The organism is Glycomyces sp. MUSA5-2 (genome assembly GCF_037034145.1).
Classification (GTDB): domain Bacteria; phylum Actinomycetota; class Actinomycetes; order Mycobacteriales; family Micromonosporaceae; genus Glycomyces; species Glycomyces artemisiae.
Genome location: NZ_JBAGKG010000003.1, coordinates 85,545 through 101,247 on the forward strand (window position 1 = coordinate 85,545; position 15,703 = coordinate 101,247).

The 15,703-nt window shown below is 72.3% G+C and carries 16 protein-coding genes and 1 pseudogene; 10 read left to right on the top strand and 7 right to left on the bottom strand.

Annotated elements, in window-relative coordinates; all coding sequences use genetic code 11:
• Window positions 1-70: 70 nt before the first annotated feature.
• From aztD to aztB, 4 genes are read right to left on the bottom strand one after another with little or no spacing between them, the layout of a single operon-like run.
• Window positions 71-1,216, bottom strand: coding sequence for a zinc metallochaperone AztD (gene aztD, locus WA640_RS10645; protein WP_335987626.1), 1,146 nt, complete (start codon window positions 1,214-1,216; stop codon window positions 71-73).
• Between the two features lie 59 nt (window positions 1,217-1,275).
• The gene (gene aztC / locus WA640_RS10650; RefSeq protein WP_335987627.1) at window positions 1,276-2,196 is read right to left on the bottom strand and encodes a zinc ABC transporter substrate-binding protein AztC; all 921 of its coding nucleotides are present in this window, start codon (window positions 2,194-2,196) and stop codon (window positions 1,276-1,278) included.
• Window positions 2,190-3,365 carry a hypothetical protein gene (locus WA640_RS10655; RefSeq protein ID WP_335987628.1) on the bottom strand — a complete coding sequence of 392 codons (1,176 nt, stop codon included), beginning with the start codon at window positions 3,363-3,365 and terminating at the stop codon, window positions 2,190-2,192. The genes aztC and WA640_RS10655 overlap by 7 nt, the downstream gene beginning before the upstream one ends.
• The gene (aztB, locus tag WA640_RS10660; RefSeq protein WP_335987629.1) at window positions 3,366-4,217 is read right to left on the bottom strand and encodes a zinc ABC transporter permease AztB; all 852 of its coding nucleotides are present in this window, start codon (window positions 4,215-4,217) and stop codon (window positions 3,366-3,368) included.
• A gap of 59 nt (window positions 4,218-4,276) precedes the next feature.
• On the opposite strand from aztB, the gene aztA reads away from it, so the two are divergent.
• The 4 genes from aztA (at window position 4,277) to WA640_RS10680 (ending at window position 7,864) form a co-directional block, all read left to right on the top strand.
• Window positions 4,277-4,933 (top strand): zinc ABC transporter ATP-binding protein AztA, encoded by a 657-nt coding sequence (aztA, locus tag WA640_RS10665; RefSeq protein ID WP_335987630.1) that lies wholly within the window; start codon window positions 4,277-4,279, stop codon window positions 4,931-4,933.
• A gap of 84 nt (window positions 4,934-5,017) precedes the next feature.
• The gene (locus WA640_RS10670; RefSeq protein ID WP_335987631.1) at window positions 5,018-5,452 is read left to right on the top strand and encodes a tetratricopeptide repeat protein; all 435 of its coding nucleotides are present in this window, start codon (window positions 5,018-5,020) and stop codon (window positions 5,450-5,452) included.
• A gap of 63 nt (window positions 5,453-5,515) precedes the next feature.
• Complete coding sequence (locus WA640_RS10675; protein WP_335987632.1) at window positions 5,516-6,394, top strand: pirin family protein; 879 nt, start codon at window positions 5,516-5,518, stop codon at window positions 6,392-6,394.
• A gap of 132 nt (window positions 6,395-6,526) precedes the next feature.
• Entirely contained in the window at window positions 6,527-7,864 is a 1,338-nt protein-coding gene (locus WA640_RS10680) for a bifunctional pirin family protein/GNAT family N-acetyltransferase (protein WP_335987633.1), read from the top strand.
• Window positions 7,865-7,913: 49 nt separating this feature from the next.
• Here WA640_RS10680 and WA640_RS10685 read toward each other — a convergent pair whose 3' ends face one another.
• Window positions 7,914-8,861 carry an NmrA/HSCARG family protein gene (locus WA640_RS10685; protein WP_335987634.1) on the bottom strand — a complete coding sequence of 316 codons (948 nt, stop codon included), beginning with the start codon at window positions 8,859-8,861 and terminating at the stop codon, window positions 7,914-7,916.
• 115 nt (window positions 8,862-8,976) lie between these two features.
• Here WA640_RS10685 and WA640_RS10690 point away from each other — a divergent pair, with 115 nt between their 5' ends.
• The gene (locus WA640_RS10690) at window positions 8,977-9,456 is read left to right on the top strand and encodes a MarR family winged helix-turn-helix transcriptional regulator (protein ID WP_219926689.1); all 480 of its coding nucleotides are present in this window, start codon (window positions 8,977-8,979) and stop codon (window positions 9,454-9,456) included.
• Between the two features lie 42 nt (window positions 9,457-9,498).
• On the opposite strand, the gene WA640_RS10695 is transcribed toward WA640_RS10690, so the two are convergent.
• Window positions 9,499-10,476 carry an aldo/keto reductase gene (locus tag WA640_RS10695; protein ID WP_335987635.1) on the bottom strand — a complete coding sequence of 326 codons (978 nt, stop codon included), beginning with the start codon at window positions 10,474-10,476 and terminating at the stop codon, window positions 9,499-9,501.
• A gap of 98 nt (window positions 10,477-10,574) precedes the next feature.
• Between WA640_RS10695 and WA640_RS10700 the strand changes: the two genes are divergently transcribed.
• Complete coding sequence (locus tag WA640_RS10700; protein WP_335987636.1) at window positions 10,575-11,156, top strand: TetR/AcrR family transcriptional regulator; 582 nt, start codon at window positions 10,575-10,577, stop codon at window positions 11,154-11,156.
• A 14-nt stretch (window positions 11,157-11,170) separates the two neighbouring features.
• Here the strand turns inward: WA640_RS10700 and WA640_RS10705 are convergent, their stop codons facing one another.
• Window positions 11,171-11,518: a DoxX family protein gene (locus tag WA640_RS10705; RefSeq protein ID WP_335987637.1), complete on the bottom strand. Its 348-nt coding sequence runs from the start codon at window positions 11,516-11,518 to the stop codon at window positions 11,171-11,173.
• Window positions 11,519-11,620: 102 nt separating this feature from the next.
• On the opposite strand from WA640_RS10705, the gene WA640_RS10710 reads away from it, so the two are divergent.
• The 4 genes and pseudogenes from WA640_RS10710 to WA640_RS10725 all read left to right on the top strand — a co-directional run bounded on the left by WA640_RS10710 (window position 11,621) and on the right by WA640_RS10725 (window position 15,649).
• Complete coding sequence (locus WA640_RS10710) at window positions 11,621-12,511, top strand: LysR family transcriptional regulator (RefSeq protein ID WP_335987638.1); 891 nt, start codon at window positions 11,621-11,623, stop codon at window positions 12,509-12,511.
• Between the two features lie 174 nt (window positions 12,512-12,685).
• Window positions 12,686-13,102 (top strand): annotated as a pseudogene (locus WA640_RS28830) (hypothetical protein); the annotation flags it as partial.
• Between the two features lie 286 nt (window positions 13,103-13,388).
• Window positions 13,389-14,393: a DUF418 domain-containing protein gene (locus WA640_RS10720; RefSeq protein ID WP_335987640.1), complete on the top strand. Its 1,005-nt coding sequence runs from the start codon at window positions 13,389-13,391 to the stop codon at window positions 14,391-14,393.
• 71 nt (window positions 14,394-14,464) lie between these two features.
• Window positions 14,465-15,649: a serine hydrolase domain-containing protein gene (locus WA640_RS10725; protein ID WP_335987641.1), complete on the top strand. Its 1,185-nt coding sequence runs from the start codon at window positions 14,465-14,467 to the stop codon at window positions 15,647-15,649.
• Window positions 15,650-15,703: the final 54 nt, after the last annotated feature.

Consider the following 15,703-nt stretch of genomic DNA (forward strand, 5'->3'; position numbering starts at 1 on the left):
CGGGCGCAACCGAGTTCCGGAGAGGCCCGCCGCGCGCCCTGTGCTTGCGCGCGGCGGGCCGGGGGAAGGTCTAGACGCCCGTCATCTCGTTGGGGGCGCCCGCGAGCTCGGTCTCGGCGGTGATCTCACCGGTCGCGACGTCCACGGCGTAGATCTTCTGCGCGACCGGGTCGCTCACGTAGGTCGTGTCGCCGCGGACGAACACCGCGGGGCGGGCCTCCTGCCATTCGAGGGGCTCCTCCCAGGCGTCGACGACCGGGTAGGACGCGGTGACGGCCGCCTGCTCCATGTCGATGACGTGGAGCGCGCCGTCGGTGCCGAGCAGCAGGCCCTCGCCCTCGGGGCCGCGGGCCAGGGAGCGGAAACTGTAGCTGGTGCCGACGTCGACGAGCGTCAGCTCGCCGGTGACGGTGTCGATGACGGAGACGCGCTCGGGGCGCTCCAGCTCCGCCTCCGGGTCGACCTTGTAGTCGCCGAGGACGAACGTGGAGTCCTCGTGGCCGCGGGAGTTGCCGATGCGGCCGTACTCGTCGGGGCTGTCGATCTTGGTGAGCGCGCCGTCGCGGTAGACGAGCACGCCGTTCTCGCAGCCGACGACGATCGTCTCGTCGGCGGCGGCCGACTCCCCGTGCACGCCGGGGCATTCCTCGCTGCGTGCGATCTCGTTGCGGTCCGCATCGAGGACCTGGACGCCGGGCCGGAACTCCTCGTCCCCGAGGGTCACGAGCAGCTCGCCGTTCGCCAGCTCAACGGCCACACCGTGGTGCGGGTGCTCGGTCGTGAACGTCTCGGTCTCGGGGAGCCCGTCGCCGAGGTCCTGCGGGTCGAAGATCGTGACTTCGCCGGAGCCGTCGGCGAAGAGCACCGTGGCGCCCGCGTGGTTGACCACGTGTCCGGCCTCGGCGGCCGGGAACTCGTCGTCGGAGAGCGCGGCGCCGGTCGCGTCGAGGACGCGGAACCCGGTCGGGGTGGTCACGAGCACGTGCCGCCCGTCCCCGGCGGGGTTGAGCCGGTTGAAGCCTTCGAGCGGGATGTCCTCCACGACTTCGAGCGTCTCGCCGTCGAGGACGTAGATGCCGCCGTCGTAGGTGGCGACGAGCGCGTCGTTGACCTCGACGGGATCGGTCTCGGCGGCCTCCTCGGCGGGGCCGCCGCAGGCGGCGAGCACGAGCCCGGTGCTCAGGAGCGCGGGCGTCCATAGGGTGCGGGTTCTCATGTGGATCCTTTTCTGGGTGTCGGGGCCCGGGGCGGGCCCGCTGATGGGCGGGGTGTCCGTCATTGCGGGGCGAGGTGCTCGGCGATGGCCGCGGTGTTGGCGGCCGCCATTTCGAGGTAGGTCCCGGCGCCTCCACCGGGTTCGGTGAGGGACTCGGTGAACAGCGGGACGATCGCGATGTCGAGCCCGGTCTCCTCGGCCATGGCCTCGATGAGCCGCTCGGGCTGCGAGGAGTCCGCGAACACGACGGGGACGCCGGAGGCGGCGACGGCGTCGGCGAGGTCCTTCAGGTCGGAGCCGCTGGGCGAGGCGAGGGTGGTGCCGCTGGGGATGACCGCCCCGATCACCTCGAAGCCGTACCGCTGCGCCAGGTACCCGAAGACGTGGTGGTTGGTGACGAGCTTGCGATGCTCTGGAGGGATCTGCTCGAACGCCGCGACGGCGTCCGCGTGGAGGTCGTCCACTTGCGATCGGTATGCGTCCGCGCTGGCGCGGACCTCGTCGGCGTCGACGCCCGCGACGTGCTCGATCACCTTGTCCGCGATGAGGTCCACGGCCTCGCTCACGCGCACCGGGTCGGTCCAGAAGTGCGGGTCGGGCTGCCCGGCGGTCTCGTCGGCGGTGTAGTCGATCGGGTCGACGTGCTCGCCGACCGCGAGGTCGGGTACGCCGGTCGCGACGGCCGCCTCGATGTGGCTGAGGACGCCCTCTTCGAGGCCGAGGCCGTTGTGCACCAGCAGCTCCGCGCGTTCGAGTGACGCGGCCTGCTGCGCGGAGACGCCGAACGAGTGCGGGTCGGCGCCCGCGGCCATGAGGACCGTGACCTCGGTCCGCTCCCCGACGACGTTGCGCACGAGGTCGCCGAGGATGTTCGTGGTGACGACGATGCCGGAGCGGTCCGATCCCGTTGCAGTGCAAGCCGACAGGGCGGCGAGGGCGGGGAGCGACACCAGTGCGCGTCGCGTGAGCGCGGCTACCATCCCGTCTCCACCATGAGGTCGGGCCGGAAGTCCAGGTCGAAGGTGCGGGCCAGGCGCAGGTCGTCCCGGTAGTCGATCTCGTGGACCGCGGTGCCCTCGGGGTCGCTGACGTACGCGCGGGCGGTGTCGACCTGGATCGCGGCGCCGTCGGTGACGGCCATCAGCTCGGTCTGCGCGAGCGCGGCGCCGGTGGCGGGGTCGAAGGAGCGGAGCACGCCGTCCTCCGTGAGGACGAGGACGGGCGAGTCCTCACCGGTCGCGCTCACCGCGACCGCGTCGGCCAGGTCGTGTGCGGTCCGGTCGAGGGCGGTCCACGTGCGCGCCTTGAGGTCGAGCACGAGGACGCCGCCGTCCCCGGTGCGGGCGGCGAGCACCGCGGTGCCGGGGCGGTGGTGGAGGCCGCCGTCGACGCTCGCTCCTGCGGGATAGGGAATCTTCTCCGCGGTCAGGTCGCCTTCACCGGAGACCAGCAGCGCCCCGTCGGCGCATGCGAACACGGCGCCGCGGCGGGTGACGGTGGGGGACTGCGGGTCCGGGCAGTCCTCGGCGAGTGCTCGCCCGCCGCTGCCGTCGCGCTCCAGCACGGTCACCGTGCCGTCGTCGATCGCCAGGAGGCGCTGGTCGTAGGGGAGCGCGGCCTGCGCGTCGACCGTCGCGGTCGCGGCGATCTCGCCCGCGTCGAGGGACTCGCGGTCGAGCGCCATCGGGCCGTCCGCGCCGTTGACCACGGTGACGGCCGGGTCGCCGACCGAAGCGGACACGTCGGTGTCAAGGTCGCCGACGGCGCGCGGCTCGGTCTTGTAGTAGTGCACGTGGTCGCCGTGGTCGACCGTCCATGCGCCGCTGTCGATCACGTGGGTGGTGGTCCCGTCGGAGACGTACGCGAAGCGGCCGTCGGCGACGGCCTGCCGCGCTCCGTCGACGTCGGCGACGGCGACCGGCTCCTCTGTCACCGGGTCGAGGAGGAACACCTCGCCCGTGGCGGCGTCGGCGATGACGAGCCGCCACTGCGCCTCGGCGGTCTCCTCGGCGCCCTCGACGTAGCCGTGCGGTGTGGGGGAGGGGTCCTCGGCGGTGTCGCCGGGGCCGCCGGAGCAGCCCGCGAGGACTGCGACGGCGAGGAATGCGCAGGTGAGGGCGGCGGCCGGTGCTCTCGTGGGCGGCGGCATTCAGAGTCCTTTCGGTTCTACGGTGGGGCGCAAGGGGAGCCGGTCGCGCACGAGCGCGGCGAGGGCGGAGGCGAAGAAGGAGGCGACGGCGAGCGCGGCGATGGTGGCGCCCGCGGCCGTCCCGAGGTGCCAGGAGACGAGGAGGCCGCCCGCGGTGGCGGCGGCGCCGAGCAGGGCGGCGCCCGCCATGATGACCGGGATGCGGTCGGCCCACAGAGCCATCGCCGCGGGCGGCGCGATGAGCAGGCCGAAGACGAGCAATGTGCCGACGACGTGGAACGACGCGGCGATGGCGAGCGTCAGGAGCCCGACCATGAGGCCCTGGGCCAGGCCCGGGCGCAGGCCGAGGGTGGCGGCCTTGCGCCGGTCGAACGCGAGCGCGACGAAGGACCGGTGGCAGGCAGCGGCGATGAGGACCGCCGCGGCGAGGGCGCAGCCGAGGACGACGAGGTCGGCGTGCTGCACCGACAGCACGTCGCCGAACAGGAACCCGGTGAGGTCCACGGCGAACGACTGCGAGCGGGACACGATGATGACGCCCGCCGCGAGCATCCCGACGAACAGCAGCCCGATGCCGGTGTCCTGGGAGAGCCGCTTGGAACGGGAGAGCGCGGTGATGCCGAAGGCCATGGCGAGCGCGCTGAGCGCGGCGCCGAGCAGGAGGTTCCCGCCGAGGAGCGCGGCGACGGCGACGCCCGGGAGCATGCCGTGGGACATGGCGTCGCTCATGAACGCCATGCCGCGCAGCACGACCCACGTGCCCGCGAGCCCGCAGATCGCCGAGACGAGCAGGCCGCCCCACAGGGCGCGCGCCACGAATCCGACTTCGAAGGGGCTGGTCAACCATTCCACGGCCAGAACTATAATGAAAATCGTTTTCGAATTCAAACCGAGGGGGAGTGATCCACAGCATGTCCGCTGCGATCGAGCTGGACGGGGTGAGCGCGCGCCACGGCGCCGCGACCATGCTCCACGACGTCACCATTGCGGTTCCGCTGCACCGCATCACGGCGGTCACCGGCCACAACGGATCAGGGAAGTCGACCCTCCTCGGCGTCCTCGCCGGGGTCCACCCGCCCGCCTCCGGATCGCTGCGGCGCTCGCACTCGGGCCGCGCGGCGTTCGTGGTCCAGCGCAGCGAGGCCGCCGACGCCCTCCCGATCACCGTCCGCCAGACCGTCGCGATGGGCCGCTGGGCCCACCGCGGCCCGTGGCGCCGCCTCACCCGCGACGACCGGTCCATCGTGGACCACTGCATGGACCGCCTCGGCGTCGCCGACCTCGCCGCCCGCCGCCTCGGCACCCTCTCCGGCGGCCAGCGCCAGCGCGTCCTCCTCGCCCAGGGCCTCGCCCAGCAGTCCGACCTGCTCATCCTCGACGAACCGTCCACCGGCCTCGACGCCGCCGCCAAGGACGCCATCGCCGCGGTCCTCGCCGAGGAGCGCGCCCGCGGCACCACGATCGTCCACGCCACCCACGACCCCGCCGACGCCGCGGAAGCTGACCACCACCTCGCCCTTGCCCGCGGCCGGATCGCCCCCGCGCCGCTCCCCGGCGGAAGCCGCTGAGGCGTCGGAGGGAATAGGGGTGGACGCGGAGGTGTTCCGGCGGGTACAGATGATATGTCAACTAGTTGGAGGTGACGGAGGGCTGTGAACGACTTCAACGACTTCCTGCCCAGCGGCGAGGCCGCCCCCGACCGGTGGGTCGCCGCGACGCACCTGTTCGACGGGGTCCAGCCCGGCGGCGTGCCGGCGCCCCGCGAGGAGGGGCCGTTCGAGCGGTGGGAGCGGGCGAACGCCCGTTTCGAGGCCCGCGACTACATCGGGGCCGCGAAGCTCCTCGCCGCGCTCGTCGAGGAGGCCCCCGGCCCGACCGGGCCCCGGCTCCTGCTCGCCCGCGCCTACTACCACTCCGCGCAGCTGCGCCGGGCCGAGGAGCAGCTCCGCGAGCTCATCGACCGCGACCCGGTCGAGCACTACGCCCACCTGCTGCTCGCCCGCACCCTCGAACGCCAGGGCCGCCACGACGAGGCCGCGTCCTGGAAGCGCATGGCCGCCGCCTTCGGCGTCGCGGCCGCCGAGTAGCCCGAGCCACCGGCCGGGCGCCGAACGGCGCCCGGCCCCACCCGATGAGCGGAGAATAGGCACATGACCGCAACGACCGCGCGGACCCTCGACCGGATCGAGGACGCCCGCCGCCTGGGGCCCGACTCCCAGGTCGACGACAAGGCGCTGGCCTTCGCGCCCAACGACCCCGCGCTCACCGACCCGTTCCTGATCATGGCCGAGGACTGGTTCTCCGAGCCCGGCTTCGAGTGGCACCCGCACCGCGGGCTCGAAACCGTCACGCTCGTCATCGACGGCGTGCTCGAACACGGCGACAACCTCGGGCACGCGGGCGCCCTCGAACCGGGGGAGGTGCAGTGGATGACCGCCGGGAAGGGCATCGTCCACCGCGAACTCGCCTACCGCAACGAGCACGCGCACACCCTCCAGCTCTGGCTCAACCTGCCCAAGGCCAAGAAGCTCACCGACTCCCGCTACCAGGACCTCACGCTCGCCAAGATGCGGCGCTTCGAGGCGCCCGGCGTCTCGATCGACGTCCACGCGGGCACCGTCGCGGGCGTGACCGGGACGGCGCAGACCCACCAGCCGGTGCAGGGCCTGCTCGCCGCGATCGACCCGCAGTCCTCCTTCGACCTCGCCGTCCCAGGGGAGCACCGGCTGTTCGCGCACGTGGTTGCGGGCCGCGCGCTCGTCGGCGGACGCGAGGTCGCCGCCGGGCAGACCGGCTGGTCCGATCCCGTTGGGGGCGTTGACGAAACGGTGCTGCACCTGGCCGTCCCCGACGGCGACGCCCCGGCACGCATCATGGTCTACAGCGGCACGCCGCTGCGCGAGCCCGTCGCGTTCGGCGGCCCGTTCGTCATGAACAGCCGCACCGAGATCGCCCAGGCGTTCCAGGACTTCCAGTCCGGCGCCTTCGGCCCGGTCCCGCGCACCGCCCGCCTCGCCTACGACCGCTGACGCCGCGCCGCCTTCTCGCTCTGCGCCTCTTTCGAGAACCGACCGCGGATGCGGCCGGCGTCCATGATCGTAGGACTAAGCTCGTCAACATATAGATGATGTGACAACCAGTTCGAACGGCAGGTGGTCCAGGTGAGCAACACGGAGACGGCCCCGGAGGCGGTGCGGTGCGTCCCGCCCGCCGGCGCCGCGGCCGGTGTCGAAGTACTCGAAGCCCGCGAAGTCCCCCTCGGCGGCCCCCGGGCGCTGCTGGTCCGGCGCACCCTCCCGCAGCGGGCCCGCACCCTCATCGGCGCCTGGTGCTTCGCCGACCACTACGGCCCCGTCGCGGTCCCGGAGACCGGCGGCATGGACGTGGCACCGCACCCGCACACCGGCCTCCAGACCGTCAGCTGGCTCTTCAGCGGCGAGATCGAGCACCGCGACAGCCTCGGCACCCACGCGCTCATCCGCCCCGGCGAGATGAACCTCATGACCGGCGGCCGCGGCATCGCCCACTCCGAGGTCTCCACCCCCGCCACCACCGTCGTCCACGGCGTCCAGCTGTGGGTCGCGCTCCCCGAGGCCGACCGGCACGCGGGCCGCGACTTCCAGCACTACGTGCCCGAACCGGTGCACGTCGAGGGCGCGGAGATCCGGGTCTTCCTCGGCGCGCTGGCCGGGTCCGCCTCGCCGGTCCGCACGTTCACGCCGCTGCTGGGCGCCCAGATCGACCTCGCGCCGCGCTCCACTGCGGTGCTCGACGTCGACCGCTCATTCGAGCACGGCGTGCTCGTCGACGCGGGGGAGGTCCGCCTCGACGGCACCCTGCTCCGCCACGCCGAACTCGGCTACGCCGCGCCCGGGGCCGCGACCCTGACCCTGGCGAACGACGCCGACGCCCCGGCGCGGCTGATCCTGCTCGGCGGCCCGCCGTTCGAGGAGGAGATCGTCATGTGGTGGAACTTCATCGCACGCACCCACGACGAGATCGTGGAGGCCCGCGACGAGTGGGAGGCCGCCTCCGACCGCTTCGGCGCCGTCGAGGGCTACCCCGGGAGCCGCCTCCCCGCGCCGCCGCTGCCGAACGCCGTCATCATGCCCCGGCGCAACCCGCCGCCGCCCGAGCGGACCGAGGAGCACGCGGAAGAGGGCGAGGCCGAGCCGGTCGTGCGCCGCGTCGACGCCGAACGGCTCTATGAGATCGCGGTCGGCGGCGCCCGCGCGGGCCTGACCGCCTACCGCGACCGCGGCGGCCAGCGGATTTTCTACCACACCGAAGTGGACAAATCCTTCGCCCGGAAGGGCCTGGCGTCCACGCTGGTCGAGCAGGCGCTCCTCGACGCGCGCGCGGCCGGGATGCGCATCGTCCCGGTCTGCCCCTACGTCGCCCGCTTCGTCAAGAGGCACCCCGAGTTCGCCGAGGCGGTCGACCGGCCCTCGCCGCAGGTCCTCCACTGGCTGGAGGCCGAACTCGGCCCGCAGCAGTGAACGACCGCCCGCCGGGCTCGCGCAGAGCCCGGCGGGCGGTCGGTCGGTTTTAGAGGGACGCGAACGCGTCCTTGTGCGCCGCAAGCCATTCGCGGAAGGTCTTGAGCTGCGGGTTGAGCTCGCGGACCTTCGCGAGGTCACGGCGGCCGGTGAACTCGGTGTCGAATTCGGCGTAGTACTGGAACATGTTGCCGATCTCCTCGGCGGCGGGGAACCCGGCGGCGCGCAGGTCGTCGAACGGGACGGCGTAGTAGTGGACGGGCTCGCCGACCACCTCAGTGAAGGCCGCGGCGAGCTCGGCGCCGGTGAGGTGCTCGCCCGCGATGGACACGGTCTCGCCCGCGAGTTCCGTGCCGCGCTTGAAGATCCCGTAGGCCGTGCGTCCGATGTCCTCGGAGGCGATCCCGGCGAGCCTGCTCTCGCCGAGGGCCATCGCGAGGACGAGGCTCCCGTCCTCCTGGCGCTGGGGGCCGAAGCCGGTGAGGAAGCCGTCCCAGTAGAACGTGGTCTGGAGGAACGTGGTCGGCACCCCGGCCTGGGTGAACAAGGCGTTCGCGTCGCCCTTGACGTCGAAGTGCGGGACCTTGTACTCGCCCAGGAGGGTCGGCATCCGGTCGTCGTCCAGGGGCACGGACTTGCGCGTGTCCTCCAGTGTGGACCAGATCGCGTGCTGCACGCCCGCGGTCTCGGCCGCCTGCGCGAGGTTCCGCGCCTGGTCGTACTCGCGCTGGGGCGACATGTGCTCCCAGAAGTTGGTGACCAGGAACGCCCCGTGCGCGCCTTCGAAGGCCTTCGCGAGGCTCGCCTCGTCGTCCAGGTCGGCGTGCACGACCTCGGCGCCGAGCGCGGCCAGTTCCTTCGCCTTCTCGGAGTCGGGGTTGCGGGTGATCGCCCGGACCGCGAACGCGGAGCCCGGATCGGCGAGGATCGCGTGCGCGAGGCCCCCGCCCTGCTGCCCGGTGGCGCCGACGACCGCGATGATCTGCTTGTCTGCCATGGTCTTCACCTTCCACGTACTCGGGTCGCCATGTCTCGGATTCCGGAAATACATGACGTATCAATTACCGTAGCGCTAGTTAGATGACGCGTCAACTAGAAGGTAGAATGGTGGCGTGAACGACACCGACCCGGGCGCGGTCCCCTGGCTGAGCGCCGACGAGCAGCGCTCGTGGCGCGCCTTCGTGCGCCTGCACATGAAGCTCACCGCGCGCATGGCCGCCGACCTCCAGGCGCACTCGGGGCTGTCGTCCTCCGACTTCGAGGTGCTCGTGGCGCTCACCGACGTGCCCGAGGGCCGCGTCCGCTTCCAGGACCTCGCCAAGGGGATCGACTGGGAGCAGAGCCGCCTCTCCCACCAGATCCGCCGCATGGCCAAGCGCGACCTCGTCGCCCGCGAGGAGTGCGAGGAGGACGGCCGCGGCGCCTACGTCGCGATCAGCGCCCACGGCCGCGCCGTCATCGAAGCGGCCGCCCCCAAGCACGTCGCCACCGTGCGCCGCCTCGTCCTCGACGCCCTCACCCCGGAGGAGTTCGCCGAACTCGGACGCCTCTCCGCGAAGGTCACCGACCAGATCGAGCGCACCCGGCCCTGACGGGCGGCCGGGAGGCCGCCCGCAGAGCGATCGCCTTGCGGCTCAGACCCATTCAGGGACCTGGGCGTAGCGGGCGCCGAAGCCGCCGGTCGGGAGGATCTCCTTGATCGCGGCGAGGTCGGCGTCCGTGAGCTCGACGTCGGCCGCAGCAGTGTTCTCCTCGATGCGGGACCGGCTGCGGGAGCCGGGGATCGGGACGATGTAGTCCTTCTGCCGGAGCACCCACGCGAGCGCGAGCTGCGGGATTGTGATCCCCTTGGCGCGGGCCAGCGCGCCGAGCCGCTCGACCGCGGCGACGTTCTGCTCGAAGTTCCCTGGCGCCCAACGCGGGTCGTTCCTGCGCATGTCGTCCTCGTCGTACTCGTCGGCGGGCTTGGCGCCGCCGGTGATGAAGCCGCGGCCCAGCGGCGAGTAGGCGACGAAGCCGATGCCGAGCTCTTCGAGGACGGGGAACAGCTGCTCCACGTCCCGCTCGAACAGGGAGTACTCGGTCTGGAGGACCGAGACGGGCTGGACGGCGTGCGCCTTGCGGATGGTCTCGGGCCCGGCCTCGGAGAGGCCGAAGTACTTGACCTTCCCGGCGTCGATCAGCTCCTTGACCGTGCCGGCGACGTCCTCGATCGGCACGTCGGGGTCGACGCGGTGCTGGTAGAACACGTCGAGGACGTCGGTGCCGAGGTAGCGGAGGCTGTTGTCGGCGACCTTGCGGATGTTCTCGGGGCGGCTGTTGAGGCCCCAGCCCTGCGAGAGGTCGGCGAGGTCGAAGCCGAACTTCGTGGCGATGACGATCTCGTCGCGGAAGTCCTGCACGGCCTCGCCGAGGAGCCGCTCGTTGGAGCCGGTGCCCCAGCCGTAGAGCTCGGCGGTGTCGAAGAAGTCGACGCCCAGCTCATGGGCGCGGCGGATGGTGGCGCGGCCCTCGGTCTCGTCGCCGGGGCCGTAGGCCATGGTCAGGCCCATGGTGCCGTAGCCGATCGCCGAGACACGGAGGCCTTGCGTGCCGAGTGCGCGGTGCTGCATGACAGTTCCCTTCGTCAAACCAAACGGTTCGGTTTGAACCGTACTCCGGGAACCCTGCGATCGTCAAACCGAACGGTTCGGGCAGGTATGCTGGGCATATGCCGCCCACGACCAGCCCCGAAGCCACGCGCGACCGCATCCTCGCGGCCGCGCGCACCGAGTTCGCACGCTACGGAATCGCGGGCGCCCGCATCGACCGAATCGCGAAAGCGGCGAAGACCAGCAAGGAGCGCGTCTACGCCTACTTCAAGAGCAAGGAGGCCCTCTACCGGCACGTCTCGGCCGCGGAGCTGAGCGCCATCGTCGAGGCCACGCGCATGGACCCCGCCGACCTGCCCGGCTACGCGGGCCGCCTCCACGACTACTACGCCGCCCACCCCGAGCGGTACCGGCTCATGCAGTGGGGCCGCCTCGAACTCGACCCCGGCGACACCGAGGACCCGATCCGCGCGACCATGGCCGGCAAGCTCGAACGCGTCGCCAAGGCGCAAGCGGACGGCCTGCTCGACCCGTCCTGGGACCCCATCGACATCGTGGTGCTGCTCAACCAGATCGCCGCCTCATGGGCCGGAACGATCGACTTCCTCCCCGCCGACCCGGCCGAGCGCGAGCAGTACCTCCGCGACCGCCGCGCCGCCGTCGTCACCGCCGTCGGCAGGCTCTTCCCCGCCGCGCGCTGACCCCGCGACCCGCGCTACGCCGCGATCATGAGCCACAGGACCGCGACGCTCAGCGCCAGGAACCCCAAGGGCCCGTAGAAGTTGTGGAACACCCGCTCCTTCACGTGCAGCGCCGTCGCCAGCACGAAGAACACCACCAGTCCGACCGCGGCCGCGACCCCCAGCGGCCGCCACACGAACCCGGCCGCCAGCCCCAGCGCCGCCGCGCCCTTCACGACCCCCAGGAACGGCAGCCACGAGTCCGGCACCCCCACCGCCCGCGAGTTCCGCTTCACCCACGCCGCGCCCATGAAGTTCGCAACGGACTCCACCGCGTTGGCGGCGATGGCGATCACGGTGACGACGACAAGGGCGACGAGCATCGGGCGGTCCTCCGGTCTGCTCCGGCGGCACCTCCGCCGGACGCTCCAAGTCTCGGACCGATCCCGCCGCACGTCCAATACCAGTATCGATAACCTGTGGTTATGGATGTCGACACGCGGCTGCTGCGCTCCTTCGCCACCGTCGCCGAAGAAGGGAACCTCACCCGCGCCGCCGAACGGCTCTACCTCTCCCAGCCCGCGCTCACCAAGCAGATCCGCCAGCTCGAAACCCAGCTCGGCGCCGCGCTCTTCGAACGCTCCAAACACGGCATGGCCCTCACCGGCCCCGGCGAAGCCCTCGCCGCCGCCGCACCGGCCGTCCTCGCCGCCTGGGACACCGCCCGCCGCGCCGTGCGCGCCGCCGACGCCGAAGCCTCCCGCGTGCTCCGCGTCAGCTTCCTCGCCAGCGCCGCCAACGAGAAGACCCAGCCCATCATCGCCGCGTTCCGCGAACGCCGCCCCGACTGGCGCGTCGAACTCCGCCAGGCGAACTGGGGCGACCCCATCGCCGGACTCGTCTCCGGCGACGTCGACGCGGGCTTCATGCGCCTGCCGTTCCCCCGCCAGGACGAGTACGAGGTACTCCCGCTCCTCACCGAGCCCCGCTGCATCGCGCTGGCCGCGAACCACCCACTCGCGCAACGCGAATCGCTCACCATGGCCGACCTCCTCGACGAGCCCTTCATCGCCGCCCCCGCCGCGACCGGCGCCTTCCGCGACCACTGGATCGCCGCCGACGCCCGCGGCGGACGGCCCGTGCGCATCGGCGCCGTGACCGAGCACCCCGACGACTGGCTCACCGCCATCGCCAACGGCGACGGCATCGCCCTCGCCCCCGCGAGCGCCGCCCGCTACTACGCCCGCCCCGACATCGCCTACCGCGACGTCTCCGGCGTCGCCCCCAGCGAGGTCGCCCTGGTGTGGCCCAAGGGCACCGGCGCCTCCGGCCCGCTCGCCGACTTCATCGCGGCGGCGGCCGCGCTGGCGGACTGACCGGGGCCCGAGCGGGTCGGCTACTGTGCGACCGGGCGGCGCCGTGCCGCCGACAGAGGGAGTGCAGATGCGACGCGACCGGGGCGGTGCCCGTTGACCGGCGGGCTGCTGTGGGGCTTGACGGGACTGGCGCTGCTCGACTCGATCAACGCCGCCACGATCTGGATCGTCATCGTGATCCTGCTCGGTGCGAGGCGTCCTGCGCCGACCGGGTGGGCGTTCATGCTCGGGGCGGCCGTGTCGTTCCTGGCCTTCGCGCTGCTGTTCTATTTCGGACTGTCGTTCGCGGACTCGGTGTTCGACGGCGTCGCACTGTGGCTGCGCCGCTTGCTCTTCGCCGGTCTGGCGGTGGCGCTGGCGGTCATGGGCGTGCGCAGGCTCAGGCCGCGGGAGCGGAAGGGCTTCACGCTGCCGCCGTGGGTGAACGCCTGGAGCGCACTGCCGTTCGGCGTGCTCGCCACCGCGGGCGACCTCCCCAACGCGTTCCCGATGGTCCTGGCCGTCGAACGGCTCATTGACGCCGACGTCGCTGCGCCGATCGCAGTGATCGTCCTCGTCGGCTACACGCTCGTCTACGCGCTGCCTTCGGCGCTGATCCTCGCGGCCGGGCTCGCGTTCAACGAGGAGCTGCGCGAGCAGCTCCAGTCGATGCTGAGCGGCCACACCACCGGCACCGCCCCGCCGAGCCCGAAGACGGCCGCGGCCTGCTTCGCGGGCGCCGCCGCCAGTATCGCCGTGCTGCTCCTCTGGGTCGGCTTATCCCGTCCACTCCGCCTGAACCCGGCGGAACCGGGCGCCGCCTCACTCCCTGGGGTGAGGCCGGATATCGCTCCGCGGGTTGAGGACCCGCGGGGGAGCGGGGTGGTGTCATGCGGGGATGACCCGACGCATCCCCGACATCGACGTCGTCCGCGGCCTCGCCCTGGCCGGGCTGCCGCTCGTGAACCTGGCGCTGACCTTCGGCGACGGCTTCCCCGCGCCCGACCCCGTCTCCTCCTTCATCTACGACAACCTCGTCTACCAGCGGTTCCTCACGATCTTCTGCTTCCTCTTCGGCGTCAGCTTCGCGCTGATCCTGGAATCGGCCTCCCGGCGCGCACCCCGGCCTCGCCTCCTGCTCGTGCGAAGACTGGCGGCGCTGTTCGCGATCGGCGTTTTCCAGGCGCTCGCCCTCGACGGCAACCTCCAGCTCGCCGTCTACGCCGTCCTCGGCCTGGCGGCGCTCCTGCCGCTCTCCTACCTGCCGCGCCGCTACGTGCTCCTCGCGGGCCTGGCGCTCGTGGCCGCCTCGATGCCGATCACCGAACTCGACCCGCAGAGCCACGGCAGCCCGGTGAAGGTCCTCCTCGAATGGAGCGGACTGCTCGCCCTCGGATACTCGACGGTGCAGTACGGCCTCCACAACGGCCTGGAACGGCACGGCCGCCGCCTCGCCGTATGCCTCACGGCCGCAACCGCACTCGCCGTCTTGTCAATAGCGCTGCAACCGGACACCGGGACGATCCAGGGCGCGGTGCTCGCCGAAGCGGGCCTGCTCGCGACCTCCGCCGCCTACGTCCTCGGCACACTGCTCCTCCTGCGCACCCGCGCCGCAGCGGCCCTGACTGCCTTCCTGGCCCCGATCGGCCGGATGGCCCTGACCTGCTTCCTGACCCAGGCCGCTGCCGCAGTCGCCTTCGCCGCCCTCGTCGACGTGCGCGACTGGAACTACGCCGCCCTGACCTTCGGCGGCACCGCAATCCTCATCACGGCCCAATCCCTCGCATGCACCCTGTGGCTGCGCCGCTTCCGCTACGGCCCCGTCGAATGGACCTGGCGCTGCGCCACCGAACTGAAGCGGGTGCCGATGCTCCGCGAGCACTCGTCGCATGCCGTGGGGTAGGGCGGTCCGTACCTCCGGTCGGGGGGTTTGCAAGGTCGACCGGAACCGTTGCGGCCCATAGGGTCCGATGCATGAGAAGACGCATCATCACCGCCGCGGCGACCGCCGTGGGGCTCGTCGCGGGGTTGGCGGCCGTGCAGGTCGCCAACGCCGACGCCGAGCGGCCGAGTCGGGGCCTCGACACCGGGCTGCTGGAGCAGCGCCTCGCCGACGTCGCCGCGCTGACCGACGGGTCGGTCGTGGTCGAGGTCCGCGAAGGGCGCGAGACCTGGAAGGGCGCGTCCGGGCCGCGGAGCCTGGAGGAGGGCGCCCCCGACGCGCGGCCGGGGGACCGGGTGCGCATAGGCAGCGTCACCAAGTCGATGGTCGCGGCCGTCGTCCTCCAGCTCGACGGCGAAGGCGAACTCGACCTCGACGACCCGATCGACCGGTACCTCCCCGGGCTCCTGCCCTACGAGGAGCAGCCCACGGTCCGCCAGCTCCTGGGCCACACCGGCGGCGTCCCCGACTGGGTCGCCGTCGCCTACCCCGGCTTGGAGGACGGCGACCTGGCCGAGGTCCGCGAAGGCTACGAGACCTATTACGAGCCTGAGGAACTCGTCGCCATCGCCGCCGCCGAGAACCCGTCGTTCCCGCCCGGCGACGGCTGGGCCTACTCCAACACCGGGTACACGCTCCTCGGGCTGCTCATCGAGGAGCGCACCGGGGAGACCCTGCGCCACGAGCTGCGCGAGCGGATCTTCACGCCCGCCGGACTGGACCGCACCGACCTCCCGCGCCCCGACACGTCCGGCATCCGCGGCCCGCACTCGGTCCCGTACATCAGCACCGACGACCCCGACGAGCCGTACTTCGACGCCACTGCCGCCTCCTACTCGCAGCTGTGGGCCTCCGGCGGCGTGGTCTCCACCGCGCACGACGTCAACGACTTCTACGACGCGCTCACCGACGGGACCCTGCTGACCGCCGACCAGCTCGCCGAGGCGACCGCGTTCGCCGACACCGGCACCGGCTTCCAGTACGGGCTCGGCCTAGGCGCGATCGCGCTCGACTGCCCCGCCGGGGAGGAACTCTTCCTCGGCCACGCCGGGGACGGCATGGGTCACCTGACCCGCACGTTCCACTCCTTCGACGGCGACCGGCAGGTCACCGTCTCGTGGAGCACCGACGACAAGCACGGCTACCACGACCCCGCCCAGTTCGAAGGGGCCGTCTTTGCACTCCTCGCCGCCGGGCTCTGCCCCGCGTCCGAGTGAACCGCCGCCGCCCGGCGCCGCACCAGGCGCCGGGCGGCGGCCGCTCGGAGGGCG